The organism is Bacteroides fragilis, assembly GCF_019583405.1.
Lineage (GTDB): Bacteria > Bacteroidota > Bacteroidia > Bacteroidales > Bacteroidaceae > Bacteroides > Bacteroides fragilis_B.
In genome coordinates, this window is record NZ_SZUU01000003.1 from 242,837 (window position 1) to 258,015 (window position 15,179).

General features: G+C 40.6%; 15 protein-coding genes. 12 read left to right on the forward strand and 3 right to left on the reverse strand.

Features of this window, described 5'->3' with window-relative positions; all coding sequences use genetic code 11:
* The first annotated feature begins 6 nt into the window (after positions 1-6).
* From FDF36_RS08285 to FDF36_RS08295, 3 genes are read left to right on the forward strand one after another with little or no spacing between them, the layout of a single operon-like run.
* On the forward strand, positions 7-1,122 hold the full coding sequence (locus tag FDF36_RS08285; protein ID WP_032562506.1) for a 6-bladed beta-propeller: 1,116 nt from the start codon (positions 7-9) through the stop codon (positions 1,120-1,122).
* A 50-nt stretch (positions 1,123-1,172) separates the two neighbouring features.
* On the forward strand, positions 1,173-1,784 hold the full coding sequence (locus FDF36_RS08290; RefSeq protein ID WP_032562507.1) for a hypothetical protein: 612 nt from the start codon (positions 1,173-1,175) through the stop codon (positions 1,782-1,784).
* 2 nt (positions 1,785-1,786) lie between these two features.
* Positions 1,787-2,152: a PqqD family protein gene (locus FDF36_RS08295; RefSeq protein ID WP_032562508.1), complete on the forward strand. Its 366-nt coding sequence runs from the start codon at positions 1,787-1,789 to the stop codon at positions 2,150-2,152.
* A 133-nt stretch (positions 2,153-2,285) separates the two neighbouring features.
* Here the strand turns inward: FDF36_RS08295 and FDF36_RS08300 are convergent, their stop codons facing one another.
* The 3 genes from FDF36_RS08300 to FDF36_RS08310 all read right to left on the reverse strand — a co-directional run bounded on the left by FDF36_RS08300 (position 2,286) and on the right by FDF36_RS08310 (position 6,309).
* The gene (locus tag FDF36_RS08300) at positions 2,286-3,341 is read right to left on the reverse strand and encodes a DUF4831 family protein (RefSeq protein ID WP_005801184.1); all 1,056 of its coding nucleotides are present in this window, start codon (positions 3,339-3,341) and stop codon (positions 2,286-2,288) included.
* Between the two features lie 72 nt (positions 3,342-3,413).
* A complete protein-coding gene (locus tag FDF36_RS08305) occupies positions 3,414-4,925 on the reverse strand; it encodes an NAD(P)H-hydrate dehydratase (protein ID WP_220391019.1) in 1,512 nt (503 codons plus the stop codon).
* Positions 4,926-4,968: 43 nt separating this feature from the next.
* Positions 4,969-6,309, reverse strand: a complete 1,341-nt coding sequence (locus FDF36_RS08310) for a DUF5690 family protein (RefSeq protein ID WP_101602835.1) — start codon at positions 6,307-6,309, stop codon at positions 4,969-4,971.
* Positions 6,310-6,556: 247 nt separating this feature from the next.
* On the opposite strand from FDF36_RS08310, the gene FDF36_RS08315 reads away from it, so the two are divergent.
* The 9 genes from FDF36_RS08315 (at position 6,557) to FDF36_RS08355 (ending at position 15,176) form a co-directional block, all read left to right on the forward strand.
* Positions 6,557-7,192 carry a class I SAM-dependent methyltransferase gene (locus FDF36_RS08315; protein ID WP_032531821.1) on the forward strand — a complete coding sequence of 212 codons (636 nt, stop codon included), beginning with the start codon at positions 6,557-6,559 and terminating at the stop codon, positions 7,190-7,192.
* A gap of 700 nt (positions 7,193-7,892) precedes the next feature.
* Complete coding sequence (upcY, locus tag FDF36_RS08320; protein WP_032531822.1) at positions 7,893-8,411, forward strand: capsular polysaccharide transcription antiterminator UpcY; 519 nt, start codon at positions 7,893-7,895, stop codon at positions 8,409-8,411.
* Positions 8,412-8,558: 147 nt separating this feature from the next.
* Positions 8,559-8,954 carry a UpxZ family transcription anti-terminator antagonist gene (locus FDF36_RS08325; protein ID WP_220391020.1) on the forward strand — a complete coding sequence of 132 codons (396 nt, stop codon included), beginning with the start codon at positions 8,559-8,561 and terminating at the stop codon, positions 8,952-8,954.
* Positions 8,955-8,977: 23 nt separating this feature from the next.
* Positions 8,978-10,186: a UDP-N-acetylglucosamine 4,6-dehydratase gene (locus tag FDF36_RS08330; protein WP_220391021.1), complete on the forward strand. Its 1,209-nt coding sequence runs from the start codon at positions 8,978-8,980 to the stop codon at positions 10,184-10,186.
* Between the two features lie 11 nt (positions 10,187-10,197).
* Positions 10,198-11,346 (forward strand): LegC family aminotransferase, encoded by a 1,149-nt coding sequence (locus FDF36_RS08335; protein ID WP_220389922.1) that lies wholly within the window; start codon positions 10,198-10,200, stop codon positions 11,344-11,346.
* Positions 11,343-11,975, forward strand: a complete 633-nt coding sequence (locus tag FDF36_RS08340; RefSeq protein WP_220389923.1) for an acetyltransferase — start codon at positions 11,343-11,345, stop codon at positions 11,973-11,975. Before FDF36_RS08335 ends, FDF36_RS08340 begins: the two co-directional genes overlap by 4 nt.
* Complete coding sequence (gene neuB / locus FDF36_RS08345; RefSeq protein ID WP_220389924.1) at positions 11,975-12,982, forward strand: N-acetylneuraminate synthase; 1,008 nt, start codon at positions 11,975-11,977, stop codon at positions 12,980-12,982. The genes FDF36_RS08340 and neuB overlap by 1 nt, the downstream gene beginning before the upstream one ends.
* Positions 12,979-14,133 carry a UDP-N-acetylglucosamine 2-epimerase gene (gene neuC, locus FDF36_RS08350; RefSeq protein ID WP_220389925.1) on the forward strand — a complete coding sequence of 385 codons (1,155 nt, stop codon included), beginning with the start codon at positions 12,979-12,981 and terminating at the stop codon, positions 14,131-14,133. The genes neuB and neuC overlap by 4 nt, the downstream gene beginning before the upstream one ends.
* Before the next feature lie 5 nt (positions 14,134-14,138).
* The gene (locus tag FDF36_RS08355) at positions 14,139-15,176 is read left to right on the forward strand and encodes a nucleotidyltransferase family protein (RefSeq protein ID WP_220389926.1); all 1,038 of its coding nucleotides are present in this window, start codon (positions 14,139-14,141) and stop codon (positions 15,174-15,176) included.
* Positions 15,177-15,179 lie beyond the last annotated feature (3 nt).

Genomic DNA, 15,179 nt, shown 5'->3' on the forward strand with positions numbered 1-15,179 from the left:
GAAGAAATGAAATATTTGAATTTATTTTTGGGGCTATTAGTAGTTTCAAATATATGGTGTGGCTGCATATACCAAACTGAAGAAGATATTTTAGTAGTGGATGCTAATACTAAAAATGATAGTATATCTATAGATGATGTTTTCTCTAAGATAGAAGTAATACCTCTAGAAACGGCTGATGAATGCTTGATGAGTGGCGTTGATAAGATATGTGTTGAAGGAGGTTTTATTTATATTTTAGACAAGAGAATGTATAACATATTGAAATTTGATGCTACTGGAGCTTTTATTCATAAACTAAATAAAAAAGGAGTAGGACCAGATTGCTATTCTGATATAGAGGATTTTTTTGTAGACCCATCTAACTTAAATATTTCTACATTATCTGCATATGGTAAGTATAATATCTATGATGATAAAGATAGTTTGATTTATTCTAATAGAATTCGTTATCAAGCCGTTCATTACTTTTTTCCTATAAATTCAGATTTGTTAGCTCTCAGTTCATTATGTAAAGATGGAAGACTTTTGATTTATTCCTTAAAAAAGAATAGAATATTGCAAGATTTTAAAATGTCTGAAGAATTTCTTTTGTGTAAGACTCCATATAAAAGTATTCAATCTCCGTTCCGTAAAGTAGAAGGACGTTTGTTATTTTTATCTTCTATTGAGAAACGAATATATGAAGTAATGCAGGATGGTAAACTTAAAATAGAAAGTCAATTTTCTTTTGGAAAGGATGACTATGATGCAAGGAAACTACCTGCAGATGAGGAAATCCCTTATTATTCAAATGAAAACAAAGGTTTAAAGAAGATATATTGTTTATCTGATTATGCAGAAACGGATAATTGGATTATGCTACATTACCCATATGACTATGGTTTTAATACTTTGTTTATAAATAAAGAGAATAAGAAGCAGCGTTATTTATTTAATAAAAGGAATAATGTGCTTATTTATTATCCTTTCTTTGTGAATAGGGAATGTTTATATAGTATTGTTTCATTATCTGATTTAAAACGTATCGTGAAACGTGAGTGGCTTTCTAATGCTACTTGGGAATATTTAGATAGTTTACCTATAGATTCAAATCCTCTGATTATAAAATATAGTTTTTGATAATAGATGAATTATTGAATTTATTTTTTATACATTAAAAAAATAAGGATATGCAAAGATATTTATCGATATCGTCAGTGCTACTACTCATATTATGCTTGATACTATCTGTTCGTATATATTCTAAAGTTACTGTTTTGGGAGAAAAAAAGCAGAAGGAAACAGCGAAAGAGCTAGAATATTATTACTTAAAAGATCAGTTTAATTTTTGGCTCGAAAGTGAAAATCAGAATATGATAGAACGAGATGTTTTTTATGGGAATGATTCTTCTACATTAGTTCCAATATCCTCTTTGTTGACAACGCCTAAATTAATATATCGAGTATCTGGCAATATGTGTTCAGATTGCATTGAGTTTGGACGTAAGCAGTTGGAAAATGTTTTTGGTGAAATAAATGAGAAATCTAATGTTATGATCGTTTTATCTGACGTATCTTCACTAGAGAAAAAAACGATATATAAAAATAGATGTTTTAGTTTATACGAAAGTAATGTTACATTATCGTATTTACCTGTAGAAACATATTGTATACCTTTCTTTTTTGTAGTAGATGAAAACATGAAAATAAAAATGTTGTTTACTCCAGATAAAGCTTTACCTCAATATACAGAACAATATTTATTGGCTGTAGCAAGATATCTTAAGAACAATGCACTTTAGCTATGCTCCTTTCTGTTAATAATATCGTAGAGAAAATAAATCTTCTGGATGTAATTCCTTTCCGTAGTGAAAATATTACGGCCGAAAAGGGAAGCGATGGTACCGTTACCATTGCTTTCCCCCGGTTTAAATACGAGTGGATGCGGCGATTCTTGTTGCCTAAAGGAATGTCTGCGGATATTCATGTCCGGCTGGAAGATCATGGCACTGCCGTATGGGAGTTGATTGACGGAAAGAGAACCGTACGCCGGATTATTGAAGAGCTGGCAGAACACTTCAATTATGAAGAAAATTACGAATCACGTATTACGGCTTATATCACTCAGTTGCAGAAAGACGGATTTGTGAAATTAGTGATTGAGAACTGATTGCATTACGATATACTATCGGAATATAATAAAGAGACTCCGGCTGATTTAAAAATGAAGTGCACCCTAAAAGTTAAACATGAACTTTTGGGGTGCACTTCATTTAAGATCGGCCGGAGTTTTTGATTATGTTTTATTCTCCTTCTTCTCTATCTACCTTGATCAAGCCTCCTGTATCCGGGTTGAAAGTAACCTGAACAGTCGATTTCTTATTGAAAAGCGCCGGAGCCAGATATTCGATGGTACCGAATTGTGTGACAGGAAGTTCTCCGTTAAACCATTGCTTTTTCCCCTCCGTTAGTGTTACTTGTGCTTTGCCGGGCACATTATAGGCAATGCCGTCCACCTTCTTTTTGCCATCGTCTTCCGGTACGTTGACGGTTTTCAGATTCTTCAGCGTGATATAAACCGGCTCTCCTGCAAGATCGTTATTGGCAACTATGCCCAGCTTCTTCGAAAAGCGGAAAGCTACTTCGTTGTCCATTTCCTTATCCGGAGTGAGGCGGATGTTGAATATCTTTTCGTCTTTATTCAAGGTACCCGAGAACATTTCGGTCATGGCAGCCTCTTGCTCTTCTAGGTTGGCAAGCATAATCTTCAGTTGCTCCCCATCTTTGGGCATGTTGTCTGCCTGTCCGCGTACCAGGGCATTTTTACTTTCACGAATGTTATAAATCTCTTTGGCAACCAACTCCGCCATTTTAGCCGTAGAACCTGCCATCAGAATCTCTTCGGTCAGAAAATCACGTGGATTTATCTTCTTTTTCTGTGTCGTGGCGGGTTGCATCGGAGCCGATTTTTTAGGAGATAGCGGTACGTTGATTGATTTTACGATACCATCTTCGGTCAATTCTATTAGCGGAGCTACTGTTTTATCTTTCAGCTTGACAAAATAGGTATGTTCGCTATCGGGGATACCGACAGATTTTGCTTTGACGCTGACCAGTTCCCAATATTCCTGAGGCTCACCCGACACATCGGTCAACCGGAGATAACGGTCGGCATACTTGCTGAATTCTCCCGGAGTATATGTCACTTTATTGACTTTGACTTCAATATTGATTGCTGTTTTAGGAAGTGCATAGGTTACACCGTAATCTTTTCCCCGGGTAACTCCCGCTGTAACTTCGGTCTGGGCATAAGCCGAGGTAGAGAGTAACAGCCCTGTCAGTATAATTAGCTTTTTCATTTCCGGTTTATTTTAACTGGTTTAAAAAACAAAGTTAATGAAGTTATTTGGAAAATCATAAGTTGTTAACTTTTATTCGCTTACCAGACGCCAAGCCAATGGCAGATTACTGATAATGTCTCCTGCCGTCATGCTGATAACGCCTTGCTTTTTGCGTGCGAAATCACCTGCCAGACCATGTACATAAGTACCGATTTTGGCAGCTTCTTCAGCCGGATATCCCTGTGCGAGCAAAGCCAGCACGACACCTGTCAATACATCTCCGCTTCCGGCTGTTGCCATACCCGGATTACCCGTAGAGTTGAAATAGCACTTGCCCGAGGGGGTGATAATTGCCGAATAGGCTCCTTTTAATATGATATGTACTTTGGCGGTTCGGGCCAGTTCACAGGCCTTCATCAGTCGTTCGTATGAGTTCTGGCATTTGCCCACCATGCGTTCCAGTTCTTTGGGATGGGGAGTCAGAATAGAGCCTTTGGGCAATGTGGTCAGTGCGTGGCGGTGGTTGGCCAATATGTTTAGTGCATCGGCATCCAGTACCAGAGGTGTCTGGCAACCACTGAGTTGTTCAAGCAGTGTAGCTTCGGTCTCTTCCGAGCGTCCGATGCCCGGACCGATTCCTACAGCCTGATAGTCATCTGTATCCGTGGGAAAAGCAAAGCAGGAATCACTGGCATCGAGTTCGACAATTGCTTCCGGGACGGAAATCTGTAGGATGTCATTGTTACGCATGGGTGCGTGTACAGTCAGCAATCCTACCCCCGAACGCATACAGGCACGGGCCGCCAGCACTGAAGCCCCTGCCATACCATACGATCCGGCAATCAGCAAGGCGTGTCCGAAATTTCCTTTGTGTGAAAAGGGGCTGCGGGGCTTGATCAAAGCATGTATCTCTTCTGCTTCCAATAAGGCATAATTGCTTTCTGTTTCTTCGATGGCTTCATGGCTGAGGTTGATATCCAGCAATTTCCATTCACCAACGAATTCGGCATTCTCTGCGAAGAGAAAAGCCAGTTTGGGCAATTGCAGGCTCAGTGTCAGATGGGCACGGATGATATTGGCTTTTACGTTAAATGTGTTTTCTTCTCCCATCAATCCCGAAGGGATGTCGATAGCAACCACTGTAGCAGGCGATGCATTGATATATTTCACTACAGCCGCGAAACCGCCGCTTAACGGTTTATTGAGTCCCGAACCAAAAAGTCCGTCCACTACCAAATGATCCATTGTCAGGGTAGGAGGTACAAATTGTGTGCTTACTTCACTGAACTTCACATTATCCATCATTTCCACCAACTCTTTGTTGGTCTGACAGTCGGCTGACAGTTCTCCTTTCGGGTTGAACAGATAGGCTTCAACCTTATATTCCTTTTCCGCCAGCATGCGGGCTACGGCAAGGGCATCTCCGCCGTTATTACCCGGTCCCGCAAATACCGTGATAGGAGTTGTGATGTCCCAACGTTCAGTGATGGCTTTTGTCAGTGCCTGCGCTGCCCGTTCCATCAGGTCGATCGATGCAATCGGTTCATGTTCTATGGTGTAAGCATCCAGTTTTTTGATGCTGCTACTTGGAAAAATCTTCATGGTGAACTTTTATTTTAAGTTTTTTGACCCACAAAGATAGCAATTAATATACGAAATCAGGAACTTCTTTTTCTTCTTCTTTTTTTCTGAATACGCCTGTTTTTCCGTAGTTCTCTCTACGATAACGTTGATGCAGATAGATAAATGAACATACGAAAGCGACAAAACAAATCACTCCTACATAGCCGGCCATCAGGTTGTAGAAAGCGGTCCAGTTAATGTCAGGTGAAAAGAATTCCTTGACAGCCAATACGATAACCGTACCCGTATAGCCGAGAAAATCATTCATGGCAATAAAGAAACCTACATTACCCCGGATTTTGAAGCAAGCGATAAAACGGTCGAAGAAAATGGTCTGAAAAGTGAGAAAAGCCAGATAAAGACAGAGGCTCTGAATGAATAACCAGACAATAGCGTTTAATTGCAATTGTTCGTAGCCAAATGAAACCACTGCCATCACTACCATGCTGATGATGATCAATCCCAGTAATATCGATAATGCTTTCAAGTTGCTTCGTACAAAAACCATCAACCCGAAAATGACAAGGATAATGATAGTTACTACGCTGTCTACCTGAGCAAACATCCACGAAGAGTATTGGGATACATCGATAATCTTCACCAGGAAGTCTTCTTTGATATCCCTTAAGATTGTCAATACTACATTGGCAATGAAGAGCAGGGTGAGAAATGGCATAAAATTCTTGAAGATATCCCAACGCTGTTTGCCGTTCAGTGTTTCCCGTTTCGATTTCATGGCGATATCTTCGGCCGTGGGTTGTGGGAGCCGGTTCAGAGAATAACCCAATAGGGCGAGTATGGGTAAAGCAATACCTCCGATCAGAGCCGGCATCCAGAATTCACTTATGTTTAAAGTGTCCATAACAAACAAGCCGGCGGACTTAGCTGTTCCCGAGCTGATAACCATACTGACACCCAACAGGCTGGCGAGTATGTCCGTCATGCGGCGTCCTTCTATAAAACTAAAAATGATTCCCCACATACATCCCAATGAAAGACCGTTCAGAAACATAGCTCCTATATTATAAGGTGCAGGTAGTAGTCCGAACAGTATCAACGAAGCTTCTGCCAGTACAATGGAGATCAGGATGAATTTCATCCGGTTTTCCCGTTTCAACTCTGAAATGAGTTTGATCCCAATGAACTTGGAAAGTACGTATCCTAATATCTGTGCGATAGTGACCACTACTTTATAATCCATTCCAAATGCCTCAAGTCCATCGAATCCGGCAGCCGTATAAGGTTTTCTTAGTGCATAAACCAGTGAGTAGGAGAGCAATGCAGCACCACCTGCCCAAAGAATGAAAAGGAAATCGGAAAGTTTCTTTTGTGAATTAGTTTTTACTTGTTGTACATTGTCCATAACATCTGCTTGTTGTTTTCTGGCGCAAAAATAGGTCCCTCGTATTACAGACCTGTTACTGAATATATGAATATTTATTATTAATAGATATTGATAATGAAAGAGTTATGTTGTAATGTTTATGTAATATTTATGAAATAGAAACGAAATTCATACTGTGCTTCTATCGAATAAATTCCCTACTTTTAGGTATTGCCTGTTTATGTGGAATCTGTAACTTTGTTTGCGAAACCAAAACAAATAATAAATGAAAAGAAAAAGCCTTATTAACAGAATCTTGCAGAATGTCCGTAAACCCGAAGGATTCTTTGGAAGAATGATACTCTGGGGAATGAATCAGGGACATGCTTCGTTGGCTCATTGGGGAATGTCTTGTATGGAGTGGCATCAGGGATGGAACGTGCTTGATATAGGTTGCGGTGGTGGTGCCAACCTGGCGCAAATCCTCAAATATTGCCCGCAAGGTAAGGCTTTTGGCATAGACATTTCACCGGAAAGTGTTGCTTTTGCACGAAAAAGAAACAGAAGGCAACTTGGTACACGTTGTTTTGTAGAGCAGGGGAGTGTCGATCAACTTCCATATTCCGATCACAGTTTTAATGTGGTCACCGCTTTTGAGACCATTTACTTCTGGAGTGACTTACAGCATACTTTTACTGAAGTGGCACGTGTCTTGAAGCCTGGCGGTGCTTTTCTTATCTGTTGCGAAATGAGTGATCCGACGAATGAAGTATGGACCAGTCGTGTCGAAGGAATGGTGGTGTATTCCGAGGATCAGCTGAAGGCCACTCTTGTTAATGCCGGTTTTACCAATATAGCCATGTACCGCCGCAGAAAAGAGGAATTATGTATAATAGGGCATAAGAAAATGATGCAGTTGTAAAGGATACCGATGGTTAGCTTACTACTGAATGTATTAACAATGTTAATGGTAAGAAGAGAAGTTTAATTGCTTGCCGATAACTTATTAACTTCGTATTTTTATGAAGTTAATATCCTATGGTTACGAAGTTAACTTTAACACTGTGTTAAAGTTAACTTCCTATAATCATTTTATTAATACCCTGTTTGCAGGAAATCAGATGATTATATGTTTGTTGTTTAGTTCAGGTAGAATCATCCTTTTACATTTAAAATATGAAGTTGTCAATTTATCAAGTTAGCATTAATACTTCTTGTTATTTAATTAAATGCTTGTTTTTATATTTTTCTATAATACATATATTATAGTACTTCCCTTCTTTATGAAGATTTGAATTATACTTTTGATTTACATGGGTATAGCCATGTTTTGTGAAAATAATCTGTGAAAAGTTTTGGAGACTCGAAAGAAGGTTTTACCTTTGTAACCGAAAATATATATGCGTGTGAATACTCTTTTTTGAATCGAATATATATTTCAAATAAAATAATTCAACGTATCAGATGGTTCTCAAATCTGATGCGAATACTTTTTCTATATCCAATCATTAAAAAACTTAATTTGTAAACTGTTGAGAATCAGATTTCTTTTTTGAGAATTTCTGTTTTTAACAAATTTTCATTTCTACTCATTATTCAAACTTATTCTTACGGACGCAGCGTTGGAGGCAACAGATAACGATAAACATTGGTATGTCGTATTGACACGAACTAATTCGGAACGTAAAGTTCGGGATTATTTTCAGTTACAGGAAGTAGATACTTTTCTCCCTGTTCAAAATCGTGTCATCGAACGTGAAGGAAAGCGCATCGAGCGTGAGCGCCTTCTCTTGCCCCGTATGGTTTTTGTTCACATCTCTCGTCAGGAAATGTTTGCCGTACGAAATACCCTGAATGTATACGATTTCCTTCGCGATCGTTCTACCGGAGCTCCCACTTGTATTCCTGATAGGCAGATGGCTGATTTTCGTTATATGCTCGATTATTCCCATGATCAAGTTATTCTGACCGGTGAAACCATTCCTCAGGGAACTCGTGTAGTAGTAGCTAAAGGTGACTTGCAGGGCTTGCGTGGTGAGTTGGTCCGTTACAATAATAAATATCACATTTTAGTGCGTATCGATATGTTCGGTAGCGCCATGGTGACTATTCCGGCCAGTTACGTCCGAAAGGATAAATAAAAACTATAAATGTAAAGAAAATGCCATTATATGTAATGGCGATAACAATATATGTAATGTCCCGTTACGTCATTAGATACAATTCTCTTTTATATAAGTCAAAAACCGAAGAAAGAATCGACGAATCATAATTCATTCCTTTTTAAAATGAAAAATTCTCTGTGTAACTCTGTGTCCTCTGTTGTGAAAAAGCTTCTGGAGTATGGTGAGGACGGTACTCCTGTCTATGTGAATGAACTTACTGCGTTAAACCAGGAACTCCGTAATTTGTGTGCCGATCTTCTTCTCCGGAAGGGGGAATCTCCCGAAGAAGAAGCAGAAATACTTGTCACTTTGTTCAAGGGTTATGATGCCATGTTGTTTAATGTCTCCGCAGAGAATGAACAGGTTATACAAGAGCTATTGAACCGTTCGATGTTGGTTTTGGAACAATTTCCGGCTTTAGGTTTGAAGTGTCAATTGCTGCTGGAATGTTTTGAGCAGACGGGGGAAGAGGAGTTGATAGGAGAGGCGAAGAGATGCTTAGCCGATATTATAGAATAACTTAGAGCAAGGTATTGTATTATATGCTTAATATAGATAATTTTATTGGCGATAATATCACTTTTCGTCGTTCCAGCATGTTTGCTCCCGATATTGCAGCAAACAGTGATCGTCTTCGCCAGGAGGTTGAAGGTAAAAGTTTATTGGTAATTGGCGGTGCCGGTTCTATCGGTTCTTCCTATATAAAAGCCATTCTTCCTTTTAAGCCTTCTAAACTTGTTGTGATCGATTTAAACGAGAATGGATTGGCCGAACTTACCCGTGATTTGCGTTCCACTTATGGGCTGCATATTCCGGAAGAGTATCGTACTTATACCTTGAACTTTGCAGATCCCATCTTCGAGCGGATGTTCCGTAAGGAGCAGGGTTTTGATATTGTAGCCAATTTTTCGGCACACAAGCATGTACGGAGTGAGAAAGATGAATATTCGGTACAGGCTCTGATTGAAAATAATGTAATAAAAGCCAAGAAACTGCTTGATCTATTATCGGAATTTCCTCCCCGTCATTTCTTTTGTGTTTCTACGGATAAAGCAGCCAATCCTGTGAATATAATGGGTGCCAGCAAGCGTATCATGGAAGATATGATAATGGCATATTCATCTAAATTTAAGGTCACTACTGCCCGTTTTGCCAACGTCGCCTTTTCCAATGGCTCCCTATTGGCCGGTTTTATTGACCGTATCATGAAGAAACAGCCTCTGGCTGCCCCCAATGACGTGAAACGCTATTTCGTTTCGCCTGAGGAAAGCGGCCAGATCTGTATGCTTGCCTGTGTTCTTGGAAATAACGGAGAGATTTTCTTTCCAAAGCTGGGTGAGGAAAAGATGATCACTTTTTCTTCTATCTGTGACCGTTTCCTCCGTACTCTGGGCTATGAAAAGAAAGAGTGTGCTACAGATGAAGAAGCCAGAAGATATGCTGCCGAAATGGCGGATGACAGTAAGATATACCCTGTTGTTTATTTTAAAAGTGATACTACGGGTGAAAAGGACTACGAAGAATTCTATGTGCCCGGTGAAAAGTTAAATTTAGAACGTTTTTCTTCTTTGGGTGTGATTGAGGATGTCAGTAAACGTCCTTTGTCTGAATTGGATTCCTTCTTTGATGAGCTGGAGTCCCTCTTTGCCCTTCCGGATTGCCATAAGTCTGATATCGTGACTGCACTTAAAAGATTCCTTCCCAATTTTGAACACGTGGAGAAAGGAAAGAATCTGGATCAGAAAATGTAATGTTTACAAGTATGTATAATAATATAACTACTTTCATCCATAACTTGTTTGGTACGGATGAATTTGTTCCGTTGCACGCTCCTTTATTTATCGGTAACGAAAAAAAATACCTTGCAGAATGCATTGATACTACTTTTGTCTCGAGTGTGGGCAAATTTGTTGATCGCTTTGAGGAGCAGGTTGCTTGCTATACGGGTTCAAAAAGAGCTGTTGTCTGTGTAAGTGGTACTAATGCATTACACATGGGTATGCTTCTTGTCGGTGTTGAGCGTGATGATGAAGTTTTAACTCAGGCTCTTACTTTTATCGCTACCTGTAACGCCATCAGTTATATTGGCGCACATCCTGTATTTCTTGATGTGGATAGAGATACTTTGGGTCTTTCTCCTCTTGCTGTAAAAAGGTGGTTGTCTACGCATGCGGAAGTAAGGAATGGGCAGTGTTATAATAAGAAGACGGGACGCCGTATCAAGGCTTGTGTTCCTATGCATACGTTCGGGCATCCTATGAAGATTGACGAATTGTCGGCAGTGTGCAACGAATATCATATAGAACTTGTCGAGGATGCGGCCGAAAGTATCGGCAGTTTCTATAAAGGCCGTCATACGGGTACTTTCGGAAGAGTGGGAGCCATCAGTTTTAATGGTAATAAAACGATCACCACCGGTGGTGGGGGTATGTTGCTTTTCCAGGACGAAGAGCTGGGCAAGTTTGCCAAACATTTGACGACCCAGGCCAAAGTTCCGCACCGTTGGGCATTTGTTCATGACCATATCGGTTACAATTACCGTATGCCTAATATCAATGCCGCATTGGGTTGTGCCCAAATGGAGAATCTTGACAGGTATGTTGTCAATAAACGTGAGACAGCGGAACGGTACCGTGAGTTTTTCTCTCGTATTCCTGATGTTGAGTTTGTTGTTGAGCCTGCGAACAGCCGTTCTAACTATTGGTTGAACGCTGTACTTCTGAAAGACCGCCGGGCCCAACAGTCTTTCCTTGAATATACGAATGACCATGGTGTAATGACCCGCCCCGTTTGGGAATTGATGAACAGACTTGAGATGTTTCGGGGATGCGAGACGGATGGTTTGGAGAATACTGTGTGGTTGGAAGAAAGAGTTGTGAATATACCAAGTAGTGTTCGTTTGGGAGTATGAAGCCTTTAATTTTAGTCGGTGGCGGCGGACATTGCAAGTCGGTGATTGATGTCGCTGAGAGTATGGGGCATTCCATCCTGGGTATATTGGATCTTCCGGAAAATGTCGGCCATTCCATCTTAGGCTATCCTGTTCTCGGTACTGATGATGATATCCCCTTATTTGTGGATCAGGCTGATTTTATTGTTACTGTCGGATTTATAAAGGAATCTTCTCTACGATTGAAGATTCATGATAAAATACGAACTTCCGGCGGACATTTTGGTACCCTGATTGCTTCCACCGCTTATGTTTCCAGACATGCTCAGATCGGTGCGGGTACTGTGGTCATGCATCATGCCTTTGTGAATGCCGGTGCACGGATTGGCAGTGGTTGTATCATCAATACTTTTGTAAATGTGGAGCATGATGCCCTGATCGGTGACAATTGTCATATATCAACCGGTACTATGGTTAATGGAGATTGCAAGGTGGGCGAATGTTCTTTTTTGGGCAGCCAGTCGGTAATGGTGAATGGTACATCCATCATTTCCGGTTGTATCATCGGTGCGGGTTCGGTAGTACGTAAGGATATTCTGGAAAAGGGAATTTATTCGGGTAATCCCGCAACTTTGAAAATAAAGATTTAATGCATACTTTGATTATAGCCGAAGCCGGGGTAAACCATAACGGTTCTATTGCCCTTGCTAAAAAGTTAATAGATGTTGCTTCGGAGGCCGGTGTGGACTATGTAAAATTTCAAACCTTTAAGACAGAGAATTTAGTTTCTCTTTCCGCTCCCAAAGCGGAATATCAGCAAAGGAACATGCCGGATACTGATTGTTCACAGTATTCTATGCTTAAGAAATTAGAATTGTCTGTGGACCAGCATTTTGAATTAATAGAATATTGTAAATTGAAAGGCGTACGCTTTTTATCTACAGCTTTTGATATGGATAGCCTCCGTTTCCTATCCGGTCTTCACCTTGGATTATGGAAAATACCTTCAGGTGAAATAACCAATTATCCATATATCAAATTTATAGCGGAACAGAAAGAGCCCGTTATCCTTTCTACCGGAATGAGTACAGTGGAGGAAATCCAATCTGCCATCTCGTTATTGAACCGGTTTGGTGTAAAAACAGATCAAATAACTATTCTTCATTGTAATACGGAGTATCCTACTCCCATGTGTGATGTAAATTTGAAGGCTATGTGCAAGCTCCATGAAGAGTTTGGAGTACGTACAGGATATTCGGATCATACGCTCGGTATAGAGATCCCGTTGGCCGCTGTCGCTCTTGGTGCTACAGTGATAGAAAAACATTTTACCCTTGATCGCTGCATGGAAGGTCCCGACCATAAGGCCTCTTTGGAGCCTTCCGAATTAAAACAAATGGTTTCGGCTATTCGTAATGTGGAAGAGGCCTTGGGCCGGGAAGAGAAAGTTGTATCTTTATCAGAATCCGGGAATCGTATTGTCGCCCGCAAGAGTATTGTTGCCGCGAGGGATATTCGAAAGGGGGAACCGTTGACTGAAGAGAACCTGACTGTCAAACGTCCCGGTACCGGTATTTCACCCATGCAATGGGAGTCCGTCATTGGTACTGAGGCATGCCGTTCATTTAAAAAGGATGATTTGATAGTACTCCAATGAGGAAGATATGTGTTATAACGGGCGGCCGTGCGGAATATGGCCTACTCAGTAGTCTGATGGCCAAGATTCAATTTGACAGGGATTTGCAGCTGCAAATCATAGCTACTAATATGCACCTTTCTCCGGAGTTTGGCCTGACTTATAAAGAGATTGAAACAGATGGTTTCCGCATTGATAAGAAAGTGGAGATGCTTCTCTCTTCTGATACTGCCAATGGGACCGCCAAATCAGTCGGATTGGCTACCATAGGTTTTGCCGATGCGTTTGAAGACCTGTCTCCTGATCTGATATTGGTCTTGGGAGACCGTTTTGAGATACTGGCTGCTGTGAGTGCCGCCCTTTTCTATAAGATCCCTGTTGCGCATATACATGGAGGAGAGATAACGGAAGGCGCTTATGACGATAATATACGGCATGCCATTACGAAGATGAGCCATCTTCATTTTACATCGGCAGAGCCTTATCGCAGACGGGTCATTCAATTGGGCGAGAGTCCTGATAGGGTTTTTAATGTCGGCGCTCTTGGAGTGGAGAATATCAAACATGTGCCTTTACTGTCCAAAGAGGAGCTGGAAAAGAGCCTTAATTTTCAGTTGGGAGATAAGTCTTTGCTGGTCACATTCCATCCTGTCACCTTGGAAAACTCTACGGCCGAACAGCAATGCATGAATCTTTTGGAGTCTTTGGAGTCCTTTCCTGATTATCGGATAATTTTTACTTTTCCCAATTCGGATACGGATGGTCGTATAATAATTGATTTAATCAAGCGATTTGTGGAAAGACACCGTAGTGAGTCAGTCGCTTTCGTTTCGTTGGGTAAGGTCCGTTATCTTTCCACTTTACAATATGTATCGGCCGTTGTCGGTAATTCTTCCAGCGGTATCATTGAAGTTCCCAGCTTCGGTATTCCGACATTGAATATCGGCGATAGACAAAAAGGACGGATAAGCTCCCGCAGTGTTGTCCATTGTGGAACTTCGAAAGAAGATATCTGTCTGGGTATACAAACGGTATTGTCGGATCCGGTTGCCAGAATCGCCAAACAGAAACGGAATCCTTATGATAAGGAGGGCACGGCGGATGCCATATGCACTATTTTGAAGACCGTCTCTTTGGATGGCCTGACATCAAAATCCTTTTATGACCTTTAATTACAATGTCTGATTATTCCAAATATTTAATTCCTCATACGGCAACTATCCGCGAAGCGTTGGTTGCTTTGAATGATTTATCTCACGATGTACTTGTCCTTTTTGTTATGAATGAATTTGACCAGATGGTCGGGACATTGACTGATGGTGATATTCGCCGCTATCTGATTGGCGGAGGTGAGATAAAAGACTGTGTTTGTGGCGCAATGACCAGGTCTTTCTTGTTTATGACGGAAGATTCCCCTTTCTCAACAATAAAAGAGTACAAAGATCGTGGTATATCTTTGGTTCCTTGCCTGGATGGGAAGAAGAGAATACTGAAGGTTATTAACCTGAAGAAACGGAAATCCATTCTTCCTATAGATGCCGTGTTAATGGCGGGTGGAAAAGGAGAGCGACTTCGTCCGTTAACAGAGACAATTCCTAAGCCGTTACTCCATGTCGGTGATAAAGCCATTATTGATTATAACGTAGACCGTCTGATTTCTTATGGAGTGGAACATATTTCGGTTACTGTGAATTACCTGGGAGAGCAATTGGAGGATCATTTCAAGGAACCGCGTGATGGTATACGGGTCAAATGTGTCCGTGAACCTCGCTATTTGGGCACTATCGGTTCAATCAAATTTGTATATCCTTTTTGTCATGACACGGTTTTAGTCATGAACTCAGACTTGTTTACCAATATAGATTATGAAGATTTCTATCTCCATTTTAAAGAACACGATGCTGATATGTCCGTGGCTGCCGTTCCTTATTCTATCTCTGTACCCTATGGAATTTTTGAATTAGAAGGGCGTAACATTCATGGGGTCAAAGAAAAGCCGACCTATAACTATTATGCGAATGCCGGAATTTATCTGATAAAAAAGAGTTTGTTGGATATGATGCCTGATAATTGTTTTTATAATGCCACGGACTTTATGGAACTGTTGATTCATAATAACCTGAAAGTAGTCCGTTATCCTATAACCGGCTATTGGATTGATATAGGTAAACATGAAGATTATAAAAAGGCACAAGATTTAGTTAAACATTTATGATAT